We start from the raw sequence: 21,451 nt of genomic DNA on the forward strand, positions 1-21,451 counted from the left end.
GAGGCCAAAAATGGAGGTTAGCTATTAAAATGCGCCTGGAATTCAGAGGAATGAAATAAAAATAACCGCCTTTCAATAGTGATTTTCTTTGTAAAAATTGATGAAATATATCAAAATGATTTAAATTACGTACAATTAGTCAAACCAAACAAACAAATTATGAATCAAAAAGCGTTAAAGAGAATCATTTTCTTTGGTCTCTTAGTACTTCCGTTTTTAGGATTTTCCCAGGGAGAGGTCACCGGTACGGTAACCGATGCCGACATGGGGACACCATTGCCGGGAGTAAGTGTGATCATTAAGGGGACAACCCGGGGAGTTTCGAGTAATTTTGATGGAGAGTATTCCATTACCATTGACGAATTCCCTGCAACCCTTATTTATTCGTATGTAGGTTTTCAAACCGTGGAAAGACGGGTTACCGGTCCCACCTCAGTGGATGTAACCATGAATATGGAGGCTACGGGATTGGAAGAAGTCGTTGTAACGGGACTTGGATCGTCGGTAAAGCGGGCGAACCTTGCCAATGCCGTTTCTACGGTTTCCTCAGAAGAACTGGTGGGAACCACCGCCCAACCCACACTTGACGGAGCCTTATACGGAAAGTTGACAGGGGTAAACATCGTATCCGCATCCGGAGCCCCGGGTGGAGGTATCGCGATGCGATTACGGGGTATTTCCTCGATCAATGGGAACAACCAGCCATTATTTATTATCGACGGGGTGTATGTGAACAACGCAGAGATCCCTTCCGGGCTCCGCTTTGCTTCGGGAGCCAACCAGGGTAACGAGGAGAACTCCTCGAACCGTATTGCCGATCTGGACCCCAATGATATTGAGAATATTGAGGTCTTAAAAGGAGCTTCTGCTGCAGCCATTTACGGTACCCGTGCAAATGCGGGGGTGGTAATCATCACGACCAAAAGAGGTAGGGAAGGAAAAACAGATATTCGTTTTAGTCAGGATGTCGGTTTTAACACCATCATCAAAAAACTCGGGATGCGAAACTGGACCCGCGACAAGGTGGTGGAAGTCTTCGGAGAGGATGAGGCATTGCTGTACGACCAGGCCATTGCAGAGAACGGATCCCTTTACGACTACGAAGAGGCCATCTACGGAGAGCAAGGCCTGATCACCGATACCCGGTTGAGTGCCAGTGGTGGGGGTGAAAAGACGCAATTCTACCTGGCCACATCCTTGAGAGATGAGGAGGGTATTATAAAAAATACCGGGTTCGAGAGATTTTCTCTCAGGGCCAATATAGATCATAAGATATCAGAGACCTTCAGTCTTTCGGCTTCCAGTAACTTTGTAAAAAGTGGAGCCAGCCGTAGTTTTACGGGAAATGAGAATGAGGGAGGACTGAGTTACGGGTATACCCTGGCCTTTACCCGGCCATGGGTAGATCTTTATCCGGATGCACAAGGCAATTACCCGGATAACCCGAACTACTCCGGTAACCCGATATTTGTTAGAGATCAGGCCAAGAATGAGGATGTAAACAACCGTTTTATCCAGGGCATGAAACTGACAACAAATTTCCTGAATACCGATAACCATAAGGTTCGTTTGATTCTTAACGGAGGTGCTGACTTCCTGGCCAACGAAACCTTTGTTTATGTTCCGGAAGACCACCAGGCACAGGCCGGTAACCAAAATGGTTTTATCGGTGCCGGTAGAAATAATTTTGATTTCTACAACTTCCAGGGTATCGCCGTTTGGGATGCATTTCTTGGAGACATCAGCCTGACCACCCAGGGGGGTATATCCTACCTGGAACAGCAATCAGACCTGATCTTTAATCAGACCACACAGCTAAACTCTGCCCAGGACAATCTTTCCCAGGGTAGTGCCTTCTTTATAGATCAGACCATTCAGAACGTAAAGGAATTTGGATACTTCTGGCAAACAGAAGCCAACTTTAAGGATCAGTTTATCGGTACCCTGGGGTATCGTTTGGACAAGTCGACCCTGAACGGAGATCCGAATAAATTCTATGGGTTCCCGAAGGCTTCTGCAGCTGTGAACCTGCATAATTTCGATTTCTGGGGAATAGATGCTGTAAATCAGTTCAAGCTGAGAGCGGCTTATGGAGAAACAGGGTCTTCTGCTGCATTTGGTAATGTGTTTACCAGCTTAAATGCGGTGTCTATCGGAGGTTCCGGAGGTACCACCATAGACCCTTCAAAAGGAGACAGTGAGATCGATCCTGAAACTTCAGCGGAATTTGAGGTGGGACTTGATGCCACCTTCTGGAATAAACTTACCCTTGAATTTACTTTTTACGATCGTAGGGTTCGTGACCTGCTACTGCAGAGATCGCTTGAAACTTCCAGTGGATTTGGTTCAGAGACCACCAACCTGGCCGACCTGAAGAACACCGGGGTGGAACTGGCGCTTAGGGCTACCGTATTTAACCAGGATAATTTCTTCTGGAATACCGGGGTACAGTTCTGGAAAAATACCTCAGAGGTAACCCGTCTCGATGTGCCTGCCTTCCCTCTGCCGGGGGCCGGATTTGGATTAGGACTGGGTACTTTTTATATTGAAGAAGGAAAGCCTGTAACCCAATTGGTGGGGAACATCGATGGGGTACCTACCCAGGTGGGTAATACAGAGCCGGATTTCCAAATGACCTTTAACAACCAGTTCACTTTCTTCAATCACTGGGACCTGTCGTTCCTGCTGCATTGGAAGGCGGGTGGTGAGAACCTGAACCTCTCGAGACTGTTATCGGATCTTGGGCAAACCACCCCGGATCTGGACACGCCTGAAGGTCAGGAGCGCCTTACCCAGGGATTTGTGGCTACCCGATTTGTGGAGCCTGCAGAATACCTGAGAATGCGGGAGCTTGCGCTTTACTACAGGTTGAATGGAGATCAGCTGGGCTGGTTGGGAGAGACCATTAGCGGAATCAAACTGGGGCTAAGCGCCAGAAACCTGTTTACCATTACCGATTACAGCAGTTACGATCCTGAAACTTCTGTAAATGGTAGTGCCGGACTTTCCACAGGAATAGAGGTGACTCCTTTCCCGAGCTCTAAGCAATATTATTTTCACCTAAGAGTTAACTTCTAAAGCGAAAAGGAATGAATTACACAATAGATATAAAACGAAAATTTAAGGGGGTATTACTGGCCGGACTCGCGCTGATGGCGGTCTCCTGTACCTTCGACGAACAAATAGACCCTAACGGCCCCAGTTTGCAGGGGGTGTTAAACAATGCCACCGGGCGACAGCTCAATGAAATGGTGGTTGGGGTGGAAGCTGCCATGCGTAATGGTATAGCCATCCAAACCACAGGTTCAGGAACCATGGCCAGGGAATTGTACCTCTTTGATGCAGATCCCCGGAATACGGGAGACCTGCTCGGGAAGAACGGGAGTACCCTGGATAATAATACGTTCTATTCCACTGCACCGTGGGCAGGGCGTTATCGCGCCATAAAAAATGCCAACATTCTTATTGAGGCTGTGGCGAATACGGAAAGCATCACTACAGAGGAGGCCAATGCCTATACCGGCTTTGCGAAGACCATTAAGGCGTATGAACTTATCCAGGTGTTGAAATCCTATAACAGGGCCCGTGTAGATGTGGCAGATCCTGAGAACCTCGGACCCATACTGGAATTCGGGGAGGCTATGGATGCCATACGCGCCCTGCTTGATGAAGGACTGGCCGATCTCAATGCCGCAGGAAGCGAATTTCCGTTTACCCTGGGTGGATTTGAAGGCTTTAATTCTCCAGCAACCTTTGCCCAATTCAACCGCGGGATTGCCGGAATGGCAGCGGTTTATGATGGCGATGGTCAGGCGGCTCTTAGTGCCCTTGGGAATTCTTACCTCGATCTCAACGGGGCTTTTGAAAATGGTCCGAAGCACGTGTTCTCCACCAATGGAGGGGATGTAACTAACCCTTTGTTTAAGATCGTGGATAATAACGGAGACCAGATCATTGTTCACGACAGCTGGATCGATGAGGCTGAAGCCGGAGATGAGCGTGTGGCGCTTAAAACGGTGATCCGTGATAACCCTACTTCCCAGGACGGACTTAACGGGGCTTACCAGACGGCACTTTATGAATCTAACGTGTCTCCTATTGACATCCTTAGAAATGAAGAATTGATTCTGCTTTATGCAGAGGCCAATATGCTCGCAGGAAATCTGCCGGAAGCTGCCAATGCCCTTAATGTTATCAGAAATGAATGGGGCCTTGCAGATACTGGCGCAAGTACCCAGCAAGCATTAGAGGCCGAGCTTTTAAATCAGAGAAGGTATTCCCTTTGGTGTGAAAATCACAGGATGTTTGACCTGAGAAGGTATGGATTGTCTCAAACCCTTCCGATAGATCGGGCCGGGGATGTGATCTACAATACACTTCCTGTACCGTTAACAGAAAATGAATAATACGCTTCGTATTCAATAGCAAAACCCCTCTTCGGAGGGGTTTTTTTATGGGAGAGAAGAAATTAACGGAAAGTGACATTCATTTACGTAAGGAGTTGAAAATCAATAATAAGGAAAAACATAAAGAATCAGTGTGTTGTAATTACTGATAAGCATTCCGGATTAGGATTACAAATCTGCTCCAATGTTAACTTAATGTTACCAAAAGGTTTCAAAAGTTTAAAATTATCGCTATATTTGTTACTATAATGTAAAAGAAAGAAAGTCCTAAAGTCATGAGATACATTGTTTTAACATTCGCGATGCTTTTTTCTGTAGTGGTTCTTGCGCAGCAGGAAAACAAGCCTAAATATGAAGTTGAAGGAGATATGGTAAAAGCTACCTATTATCACGACAATGGAGTTGTGGCGCAAACGGGGTATTACCTCGACGGAAAGTTACAAGGACAATGGAAAGCTTTTGACAAGGACGGGAACAAGATCGCAATGGGCACCTATGAAAAAGGGGCGAAGGTCGGAAAATGGTTCTTCTGGAATGAAGAAGCATTAAATGAGGTGAACTACGATGACAGTCGTATCGTTAGTGTGACCCAATGGAACAATGCCAATCCCATCGTGATCAATCAGGAATAGGATCAAACAAAATAGTAAATAGAAGCCCGGTATTTCCGGGCTTTTTTTATGGAAACATCCAGCTGTTCTCCGGGGGATCCGGGGTAATGATTCCGATAGCCAACAATTTCGTATTTTTGCTCTAATTAAACAGAAAGCATGATCCATTCGATGACCGGATTCGGGAAGAGCGTCAGGCAGCTTCCCTCCAAAAAGATCACCATTGAACTTAAATCCCTTAACAGCAAATCTCTGGACCTCAATGCGAGGATCCCTTCCAACTATCGGGAGAAGGAATTGCAAATGCGCAGGCTCATCGCAGACAGCCTGCAAAGAGGAAAGGTGGATTTCAACCTGTACATTGAGATCACGGGAGAAGAAACGACCACTGCTGTCAATAAAGGGGTGGTAAGGGAGTATGTACAGCAATTGATGGATGTATTTCCCGACCTGGCCGACGAGAGCGCGCGGGTGGAGATGATGAAGATGGCGGTTCGGATGCCCGATGCCCTGAAAACGGAAAGGGATGAGATCGATGAAGAAGAGTTCAATATTATCCTGGCTTCCCTGGAAGAGGCTCTGGAGCAGATCACAGAATTTCGTTTGCAGGAAGGAAAGGCCCTGGAAAACGACTTCAGATCGCGGGTAAGCACCATACGAAGTTTGCTGGAAAAAGTGAAGGAGATCGATCCCGAACGCACCGAAGCTATTCGCACCCGGCTGGAGAATGCGGTTGCCGATCTCAAAGAAAATGTGGATGAGAACCGCTTTGAACAGGAGTTGATCTATTACCTGGAGAAATTTGATATCACCGAAGAAAAGGTGCGCCTGGAAAACCACCTGAATTATTTTGATGAAAGCCTTGATTCTGATGATTCCAACGGGAAGAAGCTTGGGTTTATATGCCAGGAGATAGGAAGGGAGATCAATACCATTGGTTCTAAGGCCAATTATGCGCCTATGCAGCAGGTGGTGGTACAGATGAAGGATGAACTCGAAAAGATAAAGGAACAAGTTTTAAACGTATTATAGCACGGTATTATGGAGGAGAGCCAGAAAGGCGGAAAGCTCATCATATTTTCAGCCCCTTCCGGGAGTGGAAAAACTACGATCGTAAAACATTTACTGCAACACCCGGAACTGAACCTGGCCTTTTCCATTTCGGCCACTTCCAGAGCTCCACGGGGAGAGGAAAAAGACGGAGAACATTACTATTTTCTCTCTGCCAGAGCGTTTAAAGACCATATTAAGGCAGGCGACTTTCTGGAGTGGGAAGAGGTCTACAGGGATAACTTCTACGGCACCCTGAAAAGTGAGGTGGAACGGTTGTGGGCCGAGGGGAAGAACGTTATTTTTGATATCGATGTAGCCGGAGGATTGCGCATCAAGAAGAAGTTTCCGGAACGGACCCTGGCGGTGTTCGTAAAGCCCCCAAGTGTGGACGAGTTGAAAAGACGACTTAAAAAGCGCAAGACCGAAAGCGAAGACCGGATCAATATGCGTATAGCCAAAGCTTCTGTGGAACTGGCTACTGCACCCCAATTCGATACCATCATTAAAAATTACGACCTGGATACTGCCAAACAGGAGGCCTACGATCTGGTGGCGAACTTTATAGGACTCACCCAACAGGCCGGAAAGCAGGAAAACGAATAGCGCAATAATTTCTCGGGATCATGAAAAAGGTTGGCCTTTATTTCGGAACGTTCAATCCGATCCATATCGGGCATCTCATCATAGCCAATTATATGGCCGAATTCAGTGATATGGATGAGGTATGGCTCATGGTAACCCCCCACAACCCTTTTAAGAAAAAGAAAACCCTCCTGGACGACCGTCATCGGTATGAACTGGTATACCGGGCAACCGAACCCTATCCGAAGCTCAAACCCAGCGATGCTGAATTTGGATTGCCACAACCCAGTTATACGGTGCATACCCTGGCCCATCTGGAAGAGAAATACCCGGATATCGAATTTGCACTGATCATGGGGGAAGATAATCTGCACCATCTCCATAAGTGGAAAAACCACGATGTGATCCTCAGGCGACACGATATCTTTGTCTATCCCCGTTTACACGGACAGCAAACCGATGCCCGCTTTGACCATCACCCCCGGATCAAAAGACTGGATGCCCCGGTGATGGAGTTGTCCTCCACCTTTATCCGCGAGGCCATAGCAAAGGGAAAGGATATACGCCCTATGCTCCCGCATCCCGTATGGCAATATATTGATGAGATGAATTTTTATCGCTAGATCAAGGGGGTGGATTTTTAGTTCAGAAGCTGCCTTTCCTGATAGTTTAAGGATGGGGAGAGCAAGCGATTTGGTTAGGGTGGAAACCCGGACCCCGGGCAGGAATTGCTAATAACCTAAAAAAAGAACCGCCCTTATTAATAAATAAGAGCGGTTCTGCAACTAAATAACCAACCAAAAAATCAACTAACTAAATTATTCAGATCCTCTGCATGATCCGGGAGTTCTCGTTCTCTTTTTCCCGGGGAAGTTACTGCAGAGGGATCTTCCGATTCTCTTTTTTATCTAACGCCTGTATTTCATCAAACATTGTACAGGGAAGTCATAATCTCATGTTAAAGTTTTCAGGCCAATCCTTCTGCCTTCAATTGGTTATCGGGATTTTAGGATATTAGGCCGGACCTTTTCTGCAACATGTCTTTGAACGGCTTCACTTAACTACTTTTCAACCTTCGTGCCAAAATGATGGGGGATCTGCCCGGCAATTGAATTTTAACATGTATTTTTGAGACAACATATTTACAGAGACACATGGAGAACACGGCAAAAGTGGCGGTATTCGGAGGAGGTAGCTGGGCCACGGCAATTGTAAAAATGTTAAGCGAAAACCTCCATGAGATTGGGTGGTACATGCGTAGCGTATATGCTAAGGAGCATATCTTAAATCAGCAGCATAACCCCAATTATCTCAGTTCCGTAGAGTTTCATACCGAACAACTTCGGTTGAGTAATGATATCAATGAAACAGCTGCATGGGCTGATATTCTCATCTTCGCCATACCCAGTGCCTTTCTTAAGGAAGAGCTCGACCGGCTTACGGTTTCCCTTGAGGATAAAGTGGTATTCTCTGCCATTAAAGGGATCGTTCCGGAAACCGGACAGATCGTAGGCGAATTTTTCAACGAACATTACCAGGTACCCATAGATGCCATCGGGGTGATCACCGGGCCTTGCCATGCCGAAGAGGTGGCCCTGGAACGACTTTCTTACCTTACCGTAGCTTGTTTTGATAAAGCCAGAGCTGAAGAAGTGGCCGGCTACCTCTCCAGTGATTATATTAAAACCAAGATCAGTGATGATATTATTGGAACCGAATATGCGGCAGTCTTAAAGAATATCTACGCCATTGCAGCGGGTATTGCCCATGGTCTGGGATATGGAGATAATTTTCAGGCAGTTTTAATGAGCAATGCCATACGAGAGACTCGGAGGTTTATTAAACGTATCCATAAGATGAAACGGAATATCAATAATTCGGCCTACCTGGGCGATCTTTTGGTTACGGGATATTCGGTATTTTCCCGAAACAGAATGTTCGGAAATATGATCGGTAAGGGCTATACCGTAAAAAGTGCCATGATGGAGATGAATATGATTGCAGAGGGATATTATGCCACAAAAAGTGCATATGCCATCGCAAAAAAATATAAGCGTAAATCAAAAACTCCTATTCTTGATGCCGTATACCAGGTACTCTACGAAGGGAAAGATCCGATGCCCATCTTTAAAAAGCTCACGGATAAGCTCGATTAAACCCTGTCGAAGCTAAAGTTGGAGTGTTCTTCTATTGCGTGCTCCAGGTCGGCGGCCATGTCTTCCAGGGTGGAAGGGTCTGCCCCGAACTTAACTCCGTAATCCTTCAGGATGATTCCCATATGCTTTCGGACACTTTCTATCTGAAAGTACATTCTTCCTGTTCTTCGGATAAAAAAATCAAAGGGATTAAGGATCATTTCTTTTCTCGCACAGAAATCAAATTCGGCCCGGATCATACGCTCTTCCGGTTCTCCCGTGGTGATGTTATTGTAGATCTCCAGGATCTCTTCTGTTTGCTTACCGTAGGTGTGCACCAGGTAGCGGGCGTCATGAAGGTCGAATTTATCTCCGGTCAGGAGGTTGTGAATTTTATGCTCATATTCCTGAACTTCCTTATATCCACCCTTCCAGGGCCCTCCGCAAAGGGCGATCTTTTCTGTGATGCAGGCTGAAAAGGTTTTGTCGTGTTGTTCCTTAAACTTTTCGGTGACCCGGTTCACCACCCGTTCAGCCATTTTACGGTACCCTGTGAGTTTCCCTCCGGCGATACTGATCAACCCACTGTCTGAGGTAAAGATCTCATCCTTCCGGCTGAGTTCGGAAGGCGATTTGCCCTCTTCGTGAATTAGCGGGCGCAGACCTGCCCAGCTTGAAATAATATCCTCCATCTCCAGATTGATCTTCGGGAACATATTGTTTACAGCCGAAATGAGATAGATAGCATCTGCTACATCGGTATGGATATCGTCTTTGTTGTCGTTGTAGTTGGTGTCTGTAGTACCCACATAGGTGATGCGCCCCCTGGGTATGGCAAAAATCATACGGCCGTCGGGGACATCAAAGTAGACCGATTGTTTTACCGGGAGTTTCTCGTAGGGAAATACCAGGTGCACCCCTTTGGTAAGGTGGAGTTGTTTTCCCTTTTTAGATCGGTTCAGACTTCTCAGTTCATCTACCCAGGGTCCTGCAGCATTGATCACATAGCTGCCGTTGATCTTTATTTCCTTTTTGGTTAATTCATCCCTGCCGATAACCCCGCATACCTGCTCTTCCTGGTATAGAAACTCGCTTACCTTCATATAATTAATGGCGGTGGCATCATATTCCAGGGCCTTTTTGATATTTTCAAGAGTCAACCGGGCGTCATCGGAGCGGTATTCGGCATAATATCCCGCTCCTTTAAGAGGAGTATCCGGCAAGAGGGGTTCCTTTTCCATCGCCTCATCTTTCTCCAGCATGCGGCGTTGATCATCGCCCTCTACCTGGGCCAGGATGTCGTAAACTTTCAGTCCGATGGAGGTGAGCCATTTTCCATAGGACCCGTGCTCGATCAGGGGAAGAAGCATTTTCTCCGGAAGCACAAGGTGTGGAGCTAACTGATGTACGATGGCTCTTTCTGATCCTACTTCCTTTACCAGCCAAAAATCAAATTGCTTGAGATAGCGCAGTCCGCCATGAATAAGTTTGGTGGATTTACTGCTGGTTCCGGAGGCAAAATCTCCCTTTTCAAGTAACAGGGTCTTTAGTCCCCTTGAGGCCGCATCCAGCAGGATCCCTGCTCCGGTTATGCCCCCTCCGATCACGATGAGGTCGTAGTGGGTGTTTGGGAGAGGTTTCAACAGTTCATCTCGTTTCAGATTGGTGAATCTTTCTTTCATTTGCTCTCATTTTAATGGTTCAGCCAGTTCCTTGTTCGGGATATGGCTTTTTGCCACCCCTTGTAAAGGGCTTTTCGCTCCTTTCCTGTGATCAGGGGAGCGAAGATCTTTTCTATCCTTTTATTGTTTCTTATTTGTTCCAGGTCCCATAGGTCCAGGGCGTAGGCAGCCAGAGATGCAGCTCCCATAGCGGTGCTTTCCACCGATTTGTGACGGATCACCTCACAGTTAAGGATATCTGCCTGGAATTGCATCAGGTAATTATTTGCGCTGGCCCCACCGTCTACCTTCAGGGTGGCCAGGCTGGTGTTTGAGTCCTTTTGCATGGCGTCGAGAATGTCCTTGGTCTGGTAAGCCAGGCTGTCCAGTGTAGCCCTTGTAATATGAGGGATGCCCGTATCTCTGCTGAGTCCGAAAATGGCACCCCGGGCGTACATATCCCAATAAGGAGCCCCCAGCCCTGCAAAGGCGGGAACCACGTATACGGGGTTTTCAGTTTTCAGTTTTTTGGCGATCTTTTCAGAATCAGCGGAGTCTTCGAAAAATTTTAATTCGTCACGAAGCCATTGTACGGCGGCACCTGCTATAAAGATGCTTCCTTCCAGGGCGTAGTAGATCTTATTATCGATGCCCCAGGCTATGGTGGTTAAGAGCCCGTTTTTGGAGGTGGTGATCTCCTCTCCGGTATTCATGAGCATAAAACACCCGGTACCATAGGTGTTCTTTGCCTCTCCTGCCCTGAAACACCCCTGCCCGAAAAGGGCAGCCTGCTGGTCGCCCGCGATCCCCATGATGGGAATGGCATGTCCTGCAATTTCGATATCGCCAAAATGTCCTGCACAAGGACGTACTTCAGGTGCCATCTCTAAGGGAATCTCCAGTTTTTCAAACAGGTAAGGGTCCCATTTTAACTCCCGGATATTATAGAGCATGGTCCTGGAAGCATTGGTGTAATCGGTAACGTGATGCTGTTGTTTGGTGAGATTCCGGACGAGCCAGCTGTCTATGGTTCCAAAACACAATTCGCCATTTTCTGCAAGGCCGCGGGCTTCTTTTACATGATCGAGCACCCATCTTACCTTGGTGGCCGAAAAATATGAGTCAATAAGAAGACCTGTGTTTTTATTGACGTACTCCGAAAGTCCTTCTTCCTTTAGCCGGTCACAAAGAGCGGCCGTACGTTTATCCTGCCAGACGATGGCATTATGAATGGCTTTTCCCGTGGTCCGGTTCCAGACCACGGTGGTTTCCCGCTGATTGGTGATTCCAATAGCTTTTACCTGTTCAGGAGCGATGTCATTGTCCCGGAGAAGGGATTCAAGGACGTCCCTTTGGGTACTTAAAATTTCCTCCGGATCGTGTTCCACCCAGCCGGGATGAGGAAAGTATTGCCGGAATTCCTTTTGCTTCATTCCCCTGATCTTACCTTTTAGATCAACGAGGAGGGCTCTTGAGCTCGTAGTTCCCTGGTCCAGGGCTACGATATACTCTTTATTCATAAATAGTACGGGTTTTCCTTAAAGATACAGGAAAGCCCCTAATATTCAAAAAATTACCCGGCCATGGGACCGGGTAATTCGCTGTATTATTTCTCGTAAATACCGATGTTGAGCTGACCTTCAGAATCAATACTGGCCCGGTACATGCCCGGGGTGTTGAACTCCATGGAGATCTCTCCACTCTTATCGATGGCAATGATACCTCCGGTACCTCCCATGGCGGTAAGTTTATCCTGGATGACTTCTTTGGAGGCCTGCTGCAGTGGAATCTTCTGGTATTCCATTTTGGCGGCAATGTCATAGGCAACCACTCCGCGGATGAAATATTCTCCCCATCCGGTTGAAGATACTGCACAACTCACGTTGTTGGCGTAGGTTCCTGCTCCGATGATCGGGGCATCTCCGATACGGTTATAGCGCTTGTTGGTCATTCCCCCGGTTGAGGTTCCTGCAGCGAGGTTTCCGTTTTTATCAAGGGCAACACATCCAACGGTACCGTACTTGGAATTTTTAATGAAAGGATCGTAAAAAGCAGCCTGTCCGTCATGGTCAAGTTCGACCTTTTCTCTTTCAATAGCTCTTTTTAAAGACTCCATTCTGCGTTCGGTGTAAAAGTAGTCCGGGTCTACCATTTCCAGGCCCTGTTCCTGTGCAAAAGCTTCAGCGCCGGTTCCGGATAACATCACGTGTTCAGATTTTTCCATCACCGTACGCGCAAGCTGAATCGGACTTTTTACCCTGCTGATGCCCGAAACGGCACCTGCATTCAGGTCTTTCCCATTCATGATGGAAGCATCGAGTTCATTTTTCCCCTCATGAGTGAAAACTGCTCCGATCCCGGCGTTGAATAGAGGGGATTCTTCCATGACCTGTATAGCGGCGATCACTGCATCCAGGCTTTCGCCTCCCTCTTCCAGGACTTTGTATCCTGCGGTTACGGCCTCTTCCAGCTTTTCCTTGTAAGCAGCTTCCTGTTCGGCGGTCATGTTTTCCTTTAATATGGTTCCGGCACCACCGTGAATTACGATCCCGATAGGAGGTTTTTCAGAAACCGGTTTGGTTGCTTCCTGTTCTGCTGCAGGTTGCGTTTCGGTTTGTTTGCAACTGATAATCAGTAACATAAGAACGAAAAAATTGACAAATTTCATGGACTTTCTTTATTTTTCTGTTAAAAATGACTAAGTTAGTTCTTTCACTTTCTTATTGAAAATTATCTGCTCCTTTTTCAGACAGACTTAACTACTTATTTCACCCCAATTTTGGAGTCCCCATTCTGAACATGTACTTGTTAATTCTGACAGGTAATGAAAAGAGCGCATTTGTTGATTATTGTTTTTCTGGGGTTATTTTCGGGGTCTTGTACCAATGATCCGGATACGGATCTGGAATCCATTCCCATTTCAGAACTTAAAATCGAAGAAGAATTGCAAACGGCAACCATGCAGTTGGTGAATACATACAGGATATCCAAGAATCTCGGATCCCTGCTCTACAGCGAGGATGCTTATAAAATTGCCCTGGCCCATACGCAAAAGATGGCTTCGGAAGGAAGGATGACCCATGAGGATTTTGTGAGTCGTGCCGAAAATCTGGGCACCCTGGTAAATGCCAAAGCGGTGGCAGAGAATCTTTCCAATAATTTCCCGACCGCTCAGGAAACCTTTCGGCAGTGGTTGTTAAGCAGCAAGCACAGGGCAGCTATAGTAGGCGATTATACGCATAGCGCAGTAGCTGTGGTCACCACGCCCGGGGGCGACGTTTACTATATGCAGCTCTTTTTCAAAGCGGGTCCGTAACCATCATTTTTACTTCGCTCTCCAGTAGCTCTTAAGAATTTCGCATTGTTTTAACCCTTCATAACAAGGGCATTTCTTAATTTTAGGGAGAATTTAAAAGCATCGCGAGTTATGGCTGTAAACCGCCCTTTCAACCTGAATAAATGGATCGAGCAAAACAGGGAAAGTCTTAAACCTCCTGTTGGCAATAGAAATCTCTACAAAGAATCCGATGATTATATCGTAATGGTGGTGGCTGGGCCCAATGCCAGGAAGGATTACCACTATAACGAAACCGAAGAGCTTTTCTACCAGCTCGAAGGAGAAATAGAGGTTCATATCCAGGATGAGGGGCAAAAAAAGGTGATGACCCTGGGCCCTGGGGATATGTATCTGCATCCCGCTAAAATTCCACATTCTCCCGTACGGAAAGCCGGATCTATCGGACTCGTGGTAGAACGCAAGCGCACAGGCCTTTCCGGAAAGGATGGGCTGCTCTGGTATTGTGATGAGTGCAATGAAAAACTTTACGAAGTGTATTTTCCGCTTCACGATATAGAGACCGACTTCCTTAAACACTTCAGAGAATTTTATGGTTCCAAAGACCTGCGCACCTGCAGGAATTGCGGACATGTTATGCCGGCCGATGAACGGTATGTGGCGGGTGAGTCCTGAATATACCCGTAAGATTTTGTATGTACAGGCCTGAATAGGCTCAAAATCTTTTGTACATTCGTGATATATTTAACAAAACCTACCTAAAAAGTTATAAAAATGTCGATTACTTTAGAAGATTATGGAATTATGGAGGCACTGGGAAAGCTCGGTGTGAGAGAAATAAATAATGGGACTTCTACCGGTTCCGATTGGTTCGGGGAAGGCGATCTGATCGATTCTGTTTCACCGGTTGACAAACAGTTAATTGGGAAGGTACATCAGACTACCCGCGAAGACTATGAAAAGGTCATGGAGAAGGCAACCGATGCATTCAAGCAATGGCGTGTAATGCCTGCACCACAGAGAGGGGAGATCGTAAGACAGTTTGGAGAGCGTCTCAGAACATATAAAGAACCTCTTGGAAAGTTGGTTTCCTATGAAATGGGGAAATCGCTTCAGGAGGGATATGGAGAGGTACAGGAAATGATTGATATCTGTGATTTTGCTGTTGGCCTTTCCAGACAATTACACGGGTTTACCATGCATTCTGAGCGTCCGGGACACAGAATGTACGAGCAGTACCATCCGCTTGGGGTGGTGGGTATTATCTCTGCATTTAATTTTCCCGTGGCTGTTTGGGCATGGAATACCGCCCTGGCCTGGGTATGTGGGGATGTGTGTGTTTGGAAACCATCTGAGAAGACGCCTTTAACCGCTGTTGCATGTCAGCACCTGATTGCTGAGGTACTAAAAGAAAATAACCTTCCCGAGGGGATTTCCTGTCTCATCAATGGAGATTACAAAGTAGGAGAGTGGATGACCAATGATAAGCGGGTTCCTTTGGTGTCTGCAACCGGATCCATTCGAATGGGGAAAATCGTTGCTCAAACCGTGGCGGCCAGACTTGGAAAATCGCTTCTTGAACTGGGTGGTAACAATGCGATTATCGTTACCCCGGATGCCGATATTAAAATGACCGTGATCGGGGCAGTATTTGGCGCTGTAGGTACCTGCGGACAGCGATGTACCTCCACGAGAAGACTCATCGTTCACGAGGACGTATACGATCAGGTCAAAGAAGCCCTGACAGATGCTTACAAGCAATTGCGTATCGGGAATCCGCTGGATCAGAATAACCACGTAGGACCTCTTATCGATACGGATGCTGTAAAAAATTATCTCCATGCCATTGCCAAGGTTCAGGAGCACGGAGGCAAGCTCTTGGTTGAAGGCGGTGTGCTCGAAGGAGAAGGTTACGAGAGCGGATGCTATGTAAAACCTGCCATCGCGGAAGCCGAAAATCACTGGGATATTGTTCAGGAGGAAACATTTGCTCCAATACTTTACCTGATGAAATATTCGGGAGATCTCGAAAATGCCATTGCACTGCAAAACGGGGTGGTTCAGGGACTTTCTTCCGCCATCATGACCACCAATCTGAGGGAAGCTGAGCGTTTCCTTTCTCATGCCGGTTCTGATTGTGGTATTGCCAACGTCAATATCGGTACCAGTGGTGCTGAGATCGGTGGAGCCTTCGGAGGAGAAAAGGAAACCGGAGGAGGCCGTGAGAGTGGTTCCGACGCCTGGAAGGTATACATGAGGCGACAAACCAATACGATTAATTACACCACAGAATTGCCGCTGGCACAGGGGATTAAATTTGACCTTTAATCAGCATTCCATTTCATAAAACTAAGCCTCCCGTTTTCGGGAGGCTTTTTTGTTCCCGGGATCAGCGAAGTGTTGATTGCCTGGGGTAATCCATATTTTTCCTACCCAATGAAAAGAAAAGAACCTCTTTTTTAAGTACATTTATAAAACAATGAAAATGAGACACTTAAATGCAGGGTAAGTATGCGTATCTAACAGGGATCTTCCTGGTCATCCTGCTTGGGACCTATCTGAATTGGAACTTTTGCTGCCAGATACAAGACAGGGCATCCACAGCTGGATTTGACCCTTCAGGACCTCCTGTAAACCCTTTGATCTTAAAAGATTCCGGCGGTAGTTTTACGGTTAGTCAAAATGAAAATTTCAGGTTTTATTTCTCTGATTACAATATTGTGCCTCCTCTTGGAGCAGGAGTAAGAATCGCAATTGACTCTTTGAAGACCTATCTGGACGCCCATCCGAATCGCTATCTGGAGATCAACGGATTATACGGTGCAGGCGAACGAAATATATCTTCTTACGCAGATCTTGGGCTGGCCCGATCTGTTCAGGTCCGGAATTACCTCATAGCAAGGGGCATAGATCCGGAGCAGTTAACCAATTCCGGAAGGGCGGCAGAAAGCCTTGTGGCCTACGACAGCATGTATGTGGGGCCATTGGAATTCGTTTTTCACGAGCAGAAAGAGGCCGAGATCACCTCTCCCGATTCCCTGGCTTCTGTTTTAAGGGAGGATCCTCTGGTTATTCGCTTTGAATGGGGAGAAAGCGAGATCACACTGTCTGAAGCCCAGCAGAAAAAACTGGGTCTCCTCGCAACATATCTCGAACTAACGGATGATCATCATTGCCAGGTAACCGGGCATACAGACAATACCAGTTCTTCTCGTTTTAATTATGAGCTGGGCCTCAAACGTGCTGCTTTTGTTAAGGAGTACCTCATTGAATACGGGATCCCCGAAGAGCGTATAGCGATCATGTCGAAGGGAGAAACGGAGCCCATGGCCGGGAATAATTCAGAGGAGGGAAGGGCTTTAAATCGCCGTACGGTGATCACGATAACGGAATAACCAGTCAAACTGATCGAAATATGAATTTATGTGTTTTAATACCGGTGCTTACCGGCGTGATAAGTGCGCTTTTGGGATACCTGCTGGGAAAATTGCTAGCTGATGACAGGTCTGCCGACGTTGAATTGTGGAAGACCAAATATATTGGTGTGGAAAAGGAACTGGCCATGTGCCGGACGCAGCTATCCTCCCTGAAGAAGGATCAGATCAAAGGCGTTCCCTTTGACCCTGAAGCGGCAAAGAGTGTTTTTGGAAGAACGATAAAGGAGAACGATCTTAAGGTGGTGGAGGGTATTGGTCCGAAGATCGAAGAATTGTTTAAAAAGCACGGGATTGATACCTGGGCGCGTCTTGCCTCGACCTCTGTAGAACATTGCAGGGACATCCTGGATTCGGAGGGAGAGCGTTTTCGCATTCACGACCCGGAGACCTGGCACGAGCAGGCACGCCTTGCTTACCAGGGCAAATGGGATAAATTGTACGAATGGCAGCAGCAGCTCAAGGGCGGTAAGATGTGATATCACCGCGGTTTTTGAGGCGATGTGTTTTTCACTTTAGTTCGCGTTCCGGCCTTTCTCGTCGGGATAGAGTTCGTTTGCATTGTCGCTCTGCCAGAATTGTTTAGAATCCACGTCCATGAGCGTCAGCGGACTTTTATAGGCTGCGCCGGTATCCATATTCCAAATGGTGGCCTTATTCACCGGGGTGGTTTCCCCGATTCGGATGGTAGGAGTATGTCCGATGAAAATCTCCTTGTAGTGCTGCAGCCGATCGGGATACATCGGGTCTTCGGGCGTCAGTCCGGGGTCCATGGCCAGGGCCATTTCCCAGAGGGAGCGGTCCCACCACAGCATATCGGTAAAGTATTCCCGGGTTACCCCATGAAGGTTCGTGAAACCGGCATGCACATATAACCTGTTGTTCCTGTCCAGGTGGTAATTGTCAAGATTTTCCAGGAATTCCCGGTGTAGCTGTGTTTTTTCCTCAGCCACGTCCTCATATGCTTCGACAGTGGAACGTCCCCCGTGCATCAGCCACAGTTCGTTGTCCTGTCTTTTTTGAAGCCACTCCAGGAATAACTGGTCGTGATTGCCCCGGATGAATACACATTCATGGCTGTCATTGAGCTGGATCAACAGATCCAATACCCCGGGAGCATCGCTCCACCCATCTACATAATCGCCGAGGAATACCAGTTTGTCATCCGGGGTTACCGATGCCCGGTCGAGTACTTGTTCGAGGGCTTTCAGGGCGCCGTGGATATCTCCTATGACGAGGGTTCTTTCTGGCATACGTTGTGTTTCTTACACAAAGATACTATACCTGTCCTTAACTTCTCCAGTGCCTTTCAGGATTATAGGCAATTCGCTATCTTTAAGTTAGCATTAAATGCCAGGAACTTATGAAGAAGGTTTTTTGTATCGGCGAACTGCTGATCGATTTCGTAGCCGAAAACCAGGGCAGCAAACTGGAATCGGCTTCTCAATTTACCAAAAAAGCCGGCGGGGCTCCTGCCAATGTTGCTGCCGCCGTAGCGCGGGTGGGAGGTAAAGCGGGATTTATCGGCGCTGTGGGCCAGGACCCTTTCGGGGAATTTTTGTTAAATACGCTAACAGAGGAAAAGGTTGATGTGCGACACGCCCAGCGGGTGCAAACCTTTACCACCCTTGCATTTGTGTCTTTGGACAAAAGTGGGGAACGAGATTTCATCTTTAGCAGGGGAGCCGACAGGGAACTTAAATACGATTCGGAAATGGTGTCCGTTTTTGGTGGACAGATCCTTCATTTCGGGGCAGCGACGGGTTTCCTGGGCGGGCATCTGGAGGCCTCATATAAGCAGTATTTAAAGGAAGCCCGGGCTTCGGGATGCCTGGTCAGTTTTGATCCGAATTACCGGGCTGACCTCTGGAAAGAAGGCATAACTCATTTTAAAGACAGCTGTTACAATTTTTTAAAAAGTGCCCACTTCGCAAAATTGAGCCTCGAAGAAGCCGAAATAATCACCCAGGCCGATACTCCCGCGGCCGCCTGCCAGCTTCTTCATGAGTTGGGAGTGGTTTGTGTGGCCATAACCTTGGGTGCGCGTGGCACCTATCTGAGTGTTGCGAATCAAGGGGAGGTCATCCCGTCTGTACCTGTTGAATGCAGGGATACCACCGGTGCCGGAGATGCCTTCGTGGGCTGCATGCTCTGGCAGCTTTCGGCGGCCGGAGACCCGATGGCTGTAATTGCGGATTTCGAACGCATGAAGGAGGTAACGGTGCTTGCCAACCGGGCGGGAGCCTATACTACCACTTCCTTTGGTGCCATTGCTGCCTTGCCGAAGGCCAGCGATCTGGTTGCGGTCTAATTGTAACGTACCTTTCGAAGAATCCGGAGTGCTTCCTTGAGGGATCGGTAAACCGACGGGTCCTCCGCCTTTACATATTCTTTGTAATCTTCCATCATTTGTTTAGCCCCTTCAAATCCATTGAGGTAACAGATGAGATGGGTGGCAGGTAATTGATAAAAATCCTTCAGGTTTGACGGGGTCAGGGGAATATTCTTTTTAAGTTTTTCCAGGATGGTATTGTTGGTATTGAAGATGTGGTACAGCATTTTCTTGTCGTACTGGGGAGGTTCAAATAAGAGCTTGCTGTTTATGCGGTATGTGCCGTTGTTCTTAAAGGTGATCACCACTCTTTCCAGGGGGTAAAACTTCTTGTGTTTTTCCAGGCCGAGCTTTAAATATTCTGTGGTGGTAAAGGTATTTTCGGAATAACTGATCTCCACCTCATCCAGGGCCGAATAAAACAGCTTTACCTGTTCGTTTATAAGTTCGATGTCAAGGCGGGAGTAATAAACCTTGTCATTGACCTTTTTGGTTTGCCCCGCCCAGCACACCACGAATTGTTCCTTAAACACCTTGTAGTTCGACTCCAGATCCGGATGGCGGTTATTGATGAAATCAATGACTCCGTCGAGGGTAAGTTCAATATTGTTCCTGGCGTGTTGTTCGATCTGAGAAACGATCTCTGAATTAATGTCTTTGATCTCTATGTCGAAGACCTTGGGCATGCTCATACTTCCATCCCTGAAAAATACAGAACCGCCCCAGTATTTCCAGATATTCTTCTTTAAGGCACTGAGCTTTCCTGCTGACCGGATAGTGACCAAACCAACCACCTTACCCTCCGGGAGGTCGGGGAAGGGAATGTTTTCATAGGTGATGATCGGCGGATTCTCAATGTAGGCATTGACCAGGTTCTGTATCCTGCTGTCGTCAAAGAAATCGACCCCAATGATCCTGTTGTCTTCATCATCTACGCCTACAACAATATAAGAGTTGTTGGCCGGATTGGAATTGGCCAGGGCGCAGACATGTTTAATGAACTTGGCCTTGCCTTCCTTATCCCCGATGTTCAACTGCCGCTTTTTGTCATAAAAACTGTTCTCATCATTGTGAGCGAGAAGATTTTTTATGAGTAAGCGTTTGTTGATCATGGGAATTCAATTACCACCTGTCATCCCGGAAAGATGCCGGGTGCAGGTTCGTATTTTATCTAAAGTTAGGTCTTCTTGTTGACAATGGTACTGCTGGCCTGGTCGGTGCACATGACCATGAGATCCGCAATGTTCACATGGGGTGGTCTGGATACCATAAAATAAGCGATCTCGGCTATGTCTTCCGGTCGAAGCGGGGTGTAACCTTCATACACCTTTTCGGCTCTTTCCCGGTCGCCTTTAAACCTGACATCGCTGAATTCTGTCTCAACCAGTCCGGGATTGATGGCCCCCACCCGTATTCCAGATCCGTTAAGATCCAGGCGCATGCCCTGGTTAATGGCGTCAACGGCATGTTTACTGGCGCAGTAAACATCGCCCTTGGGGTAGACCTCCTTCCCGGCAGTAGAACCAATATTTATGATCTGTCCTGCCTTTCGTTTCATCATCTGAGGTAAAATACAGTGGGTAACGTATAACAGTCCCTTAACGTTGATGTCCATCATGGCATCCCAATCGTCCGGATTTCCCTGATCGATCAGGTCCAGCCCATGTGCATTCCCTGCATTATTAACAAGGATATCGATCTGGGAAAACGCTGGGTCCAGCGACCCTATGGCTTTTTCAACAACCTCCCTGTATCTTACATCAAAGCACAGGGTAGTTACTTCAGTGAGTGGAGAGAGTTCATCTTTCAGGGTGTCCAGGCGCTCCTGCCTGCGGCCGCATAGAACCAATCGGATCTCATGTTTTGCAAATGCTCTGGCAATAGCTCTTCCGATCCCACTGCTTGCTCCGGTAATGAATGCAGTTTTTTTCATGTGTTGGTG

General features: G+C 47.2%; 19 protein-coding genes. 13 read left to right on the forward strand and 6 right to left on the reverse strand.

Going from position 1 to position 21,451, the window contains the following annotated elements:
• Positions 1–159: 159 nt before the first annotated feature.
• From K7R11_RS02515 to K7R11_RS02545, 7 genes are all read left to right on the forward strand, one after another.
• Positions 160–3,078, forward strand: coding sequence for a SusC/RagA family TonB-linked outer membrane protein (locus K7R11_RS02515; protein WP_224488402.1), 2,919 nt, complete (start codon positions 160–162; stop codon positions 3,076–3,078).
• 11 nt (positions 3,079–3,089) lie between these two features.
• The gene (locus K7R11_RS02520; protein ID WP_224488405.1) at positions 3,090–4,406 is read left to right on the forward strand and encodes a RagB/SusD family nutrient uptake outer membrane protein; all 1,317 of its coding nucleotides are present in this window, start codon (positions 3,090–3,092) and stop codon (positions 4,404–4,406) included.
• 275 nt (positions 4,407–4,681) lie between these two features.
• Positions 4,682–5,038, forward strand: a complete 357-nt coding sequence (locus K7R11_RS02525; protein WP_224488407.1) for a toxin-antitoxin system YwqK family antitoxin — start codon at positions 4,682–4,684, stop codon at positions 5,036–5,038.
• 138 nt (positions 5,039–5,176) lie between these two features.
• The gene (locus K7R11_RS02530; protein ID WP_224488408.1) at positions 5,177–6,049 is read left to right on the forward strand and encodes a YicC/YloC family endoribonuclease; all 873 of its coding nucleotides are present in this window, start codon (positions 5,177–5,179) and stop codon (positions 6,047–6,049) included.
• Positions 6,050–6,058: 9 nt separating this feature from the next.
• A complete protein-coding gene (gene gmk / locus K7R11_RS02535) occupies positions 6,059–6,673 on the forward strand; it encodes a guanylate kinase (protein WP_224488409.1) in 615 nt (204 codons plus the stop codon).
• Positions 6,674–6,693: 20 nt separating this feature from the next.
• Positions 6,694–7,275 (forward strand): nicotinate (nicotinamide) nucleotide adenylyltransferase, encoded by a 582-nt coding sequence (gene nadD, locus K7R11_RS02540; protein ID WP_224488410.1) that lies wholly within the window; start codon positions 6,694–6,696, stop codon positions 7,273–7,275.
• A gap of 531 nt (positions 7,276–7,806) precedes the next feature.
• Positions 7,807–8,808 (forward strand): NAD(P)H-dependent glycerol-3-phosphate dehydrogenase, encoded by a 1,002-nt coding sequence (locus K7R11_RS02545; protein WP_224488411.1) that lies wholly within the window; start codon positions 7,807–7,809, stop codon positions 8,806–8,808.
• Here the strand turns inward: K7R11_RS02545 and K7R11_RS02550 are convergent.
• From K7R11_RS02550 to K7R11_RS02560, 3 genes are all read right to left on the reverse strand, one after another.
• Positions 8,805–10,469, reverse strand: coding sequence for a glycerol-3-phosphate dehydrogenase/oxidase (locus tag K7R11_RS02550; RefSeq protein ID WP_224488412.1), 1,665 nt, complete (start codon positions 10,467–10,469; stop codon positions 8,805–8,807). The genes K7R11_RS02545 and K7R11_RS02550 overlap by 4 nt on opposite strands.
• An 11-nt stretch (positions 10,470–10,480) precedes the next feature.
• The gene (glpK, locus tag K7R11_RS02555) at positions 10,481–11,968 is read right to left on the reverse strand and encodes a glycerol kinase GlpK (RefSeq protein ID WP_224488413.1); all 1,488 of its coding nucleotides are present in this window, start codon (positions 11,966–11,968) and stop codon (positions 10,481–10,483) included.
• Between the two features lie 86 nt (positions 11,969–12,054).
• Positions 12,055–13,089 (reverse strand): isoaspartyl peptidase/L-asparaginase family protein, encoded by a 1,035-nt coding sequence (locus K7R11_RS02560; protein ID WP_224488415.1) that lies wholly within the window; start codon positions 13,087–13,089, stop codon positions 12,055–12,057.
• A 183-nt stretch (positions 13,090–13,272) separates the two neighbouring features.
• Between K7R11_RS02560 and K7R11_RS02565 the strand changes: the two genes are divergently transcribed.
• From K7R11_RS02565 to K7R11_RS02585, 5 genes are all read left to right on the forward strand, one after another.
• Positions 13,273–13,764 (forward strand): CAP domain-containing protein, encoded by a 492-nt coding sequence (locus K7R11_RS02565; protein WP_224488417.1) that lies wholly within the window; start codon positions 13,273–13,275, stop codon positions 13,762–13,764.
• A gap of 111 nt (positions 13,765–13,875) precedes the next feature.
• Complete coding sequence (locus K7R11_RS02570; RefSeq protein ID WP_224488418.1) at positions 13,876–14,418, forward strand: 3-hydroxyanthranilate 3,4-dioxygenase; 543 nt, start codon at positions 13,876–13,878, stop codon at positions 14,416–14,418.
• 99 nt (positions 14,419–14,517) lie between these two features.
• Entirely contained in the window at positions 14,518–16,071 is a 1,554-nt protein-coding gene (amaB, locus tag K7R11_RS02575) for an L-piperidine-6-carboxylate dehydrogenase (RefSeq protein WP_224488420.1), read from the forward strand.
• Positions 16,072–16,241: 170 nt separating this feature from the next.
• Positions 16,242–17,138 (forward strand): OmpA family protein, encoded by an 897-nt coding sequence (locus K7R11_RS02580; RefSeq protein ID WP_224488421.1) that lies wholly within the window; start codon positions 16,242–16,244, stop codon positions 17,136–17,138.
• 20 nt (positions 17,139–17,158) lie between these two features.
• Entirely contained in the window at positions 17,159–17,656 is a 498-nt protein-coding gene (locus K7R11_RS02585) for a hypothetical protein (RefSeq protein WP_224488423.1), read from the forward strand.
• A gap of 36 nt (positions 17,657–17,692) precedes the next feature.
• Here the strand turns inward: K7R11_RS02585 and K7R11_RS02590 are convergent, their stop codons facing one another.
• On the reverse strand, positions 17,693–18,430 hold the full coding sequence (locus K7R11_RS02590) for a metallophosphoesterase family protein (RefSeq protein ID WP_224488425.1): 738 nt from the start codon (positions 18,428–18,430) through the stop codon (positions 17,693–17,695).
• A 110-nt stretch (positions 18,431–18,540) separates the two neighbouring features.
• Here K7R11_RS02590 and K7R11_RS02595 point away from each other — a divergent pair, with 110 nt between their 5' ends.
• A complete protein-coding gene (locus tag K7R11_RS02595) occupies positions 18,541–19,488 on the forward strand; it encodes a carbohydrate kinase family protein (protein WP_224488427.1) in 948 nt (315 codons plus the stop codon).
• Here K7R11_RS02595 and K7R11_RS02600 read toward each other — a convergent pair.
• Positions 19,485–20,621 (reverse strand): ATP-binding protein, encoded by a 1,137-nt coding sequence (locus K7R11_RS02600; RefSeq protein WP_224488428.1) that lies wholly within the window; start codon positions 20,619–20,621, stop codon positions 19,485–19,487. The genes K7R11_RS02595 and K7R11_RS02600 overlap by 4 nt on opposite strands.
• Before the next feature lie 65 nt (positions 20,622–20,686).
• Positions 20,687–21,442, reverse strand: a complete 756-nt coding sequence (locus K7R11_RS02605; protein WP_224488429.1) for an SDR family NAD(P)-dependent oxidoreductase — start codon at positions 21,440–21,442, stop codon at positions 20,687–20,689.
• Positions 21,443–21,451: the final 9 nt, after the last annotated feature.

The sequence above is a fragment of the Robertkochia flava genome, from assembly GCF_020166515.1.
GTDB lineage: Bacteria > Bacteroidota > Bacteroidia > Flavobacteriales > Flavobacteriaceae > Robertkochia > Robertkochia flava.

What these genes read in the sequence shown, in the direction of transcription:
- K7R11_RS02545 (WP_224488411.1), top strand. Translation starts at nt 7,807, where the DNA reads ATGGAGAACACGGCAAAAGTGGCGGTATTCGGAGGAGGTAGCTGGGCC.
- K7R11_RS02550 (WP_224488412.1), bottom strand. Translation starts at nt 10,469, where the DNA reads ATGAAAGAAAGATTCACCAATCTGAAACGAGATGAACTGTTGAAACCT.
- K7R11_RS02515 (WP_224488402.1), top strand. Translation starts at nt 160, where the DNA reads ATGAATCAAAAAGCGTTAAAGAGAATCATTTTCTTTGGTCTCTTAGTA.
- K7R11_RS02590 (WP_224488425.1), bottom strand. Translation starts at nt 18,430, where the DNA reads ATGCCAGAAAGAACCCTCGTCATAGGAGATATCCACGGCGCCCTGAAA.
- K7R11_RS02600 (WP_224488428.1), bottom strand. Translation starts at nt 20,621, where the DNA reads ATGATCAACAAACGCTTACTCATAAAAAATCTTCTCGCTCACAATGAT.
- K7R11_RS02585 (WP_224488423.1), top strand. Translation starts at nt 17,159, where the DNA reads ATGAATTTATGTGTTTTAATACCGGTGCTTACCGGCGTGATAAGTGCG.
- nadD (WP_224488410.1), top strand. Translation starts at nt 6,694, where the DNA reads ATGAAAAAGGTTGGCCTTTATTTCGGAACGTTCAATCCGATCCATATC.
- K7R11_RS02595 (WP_224488427.1), top strand. Translation starts at nt 18,541, where the DNA reads ATGAAGAAGGTTTTTTGTATCGGCGAACTGCTGATCGATTTCGTAGCC.
- amaB (WP_224488420.1), top strand. Translation starts at nt 14,518, where the DNA reads ATGTCGATTACTTTAGAAGATTATGGAATTATGGAGGCACTGGGAAAG.
- K7R11_RS02520 (WP_224488405.1), top strand. Translation starts at nt 3,090, where the DNA reads ATGAATTACACAATAGATATAAAACGAAAATTTAAGGGGGTATTACTG.
- K7R11_RS02565 (WP_224488417.1), top strand. Translation starts at nt 13,273, where the DNA reads ATGAAAAGAGCGCATTTGTTGATTATTGTTTTTCTGGGGTTATTTTCG.
- K7R11_RS02525 (WP_224488407.1), top strand. Translation starts at nt 4,682, where the DNA reads ATGAGATACATTGTTTTAACATTCGCGATGCTTTTTTCTGTAGTGGTT.
- K7R11_RS02530 (WP_224488408.1), top strand. Translation starts at nt 5,177, where the DNA reads ATGATCCATTCGATGACCGGATTCGGGAAGAGCGTCAGGCAGCTTCCC.
- K7R11_RS02580 (WP_224488421.1), top strand. Translation starts at nt 16,242, where the DNA reads ATGCAGGGTAAGTATGCGTATCTAACAGGGATCTTCCTGGTCATCCTG.
- K7R11_RS02605 (WP_224488429.1), bottom strand. Translation starts at nt 21,442, where the DNA reads ATGAAAAAAACTGCATTCATTACCGGAGCAAGCAGTGGGATCGGAAGA.
- gmk (WP_224488409.1), top strand. Translation starts at nt 6,059, where the DNA reads ATGGAGGAGAGCCAGAAAGGCGGAAAGCTCATCATATTTTCAGCCCCT.
- K7R11_RS02560 (WP_224488415.1), bottom strand. Translation starts at nt 13,089, where the DNA reads ATGTTACTGATTATCAGTTGCAAACAAACCGAAACGCAACCTGCAGCA.
- K7R11_RS02570 (WP_224488418.1), top strand. Translation starts at nt 13,876, where the DNA reads ATGGCTGTAAACCGCCCTTTCAACCTGAATAAATGGATCGAGCAAAAC.
- glpK (WP_224488413.1), bottom strand. Translation starts at nt 11,968, where the DNA reads ATGAATAAAGAGTATATCGTAGCCCTGGACCAGGGAACTACGAGCTCA.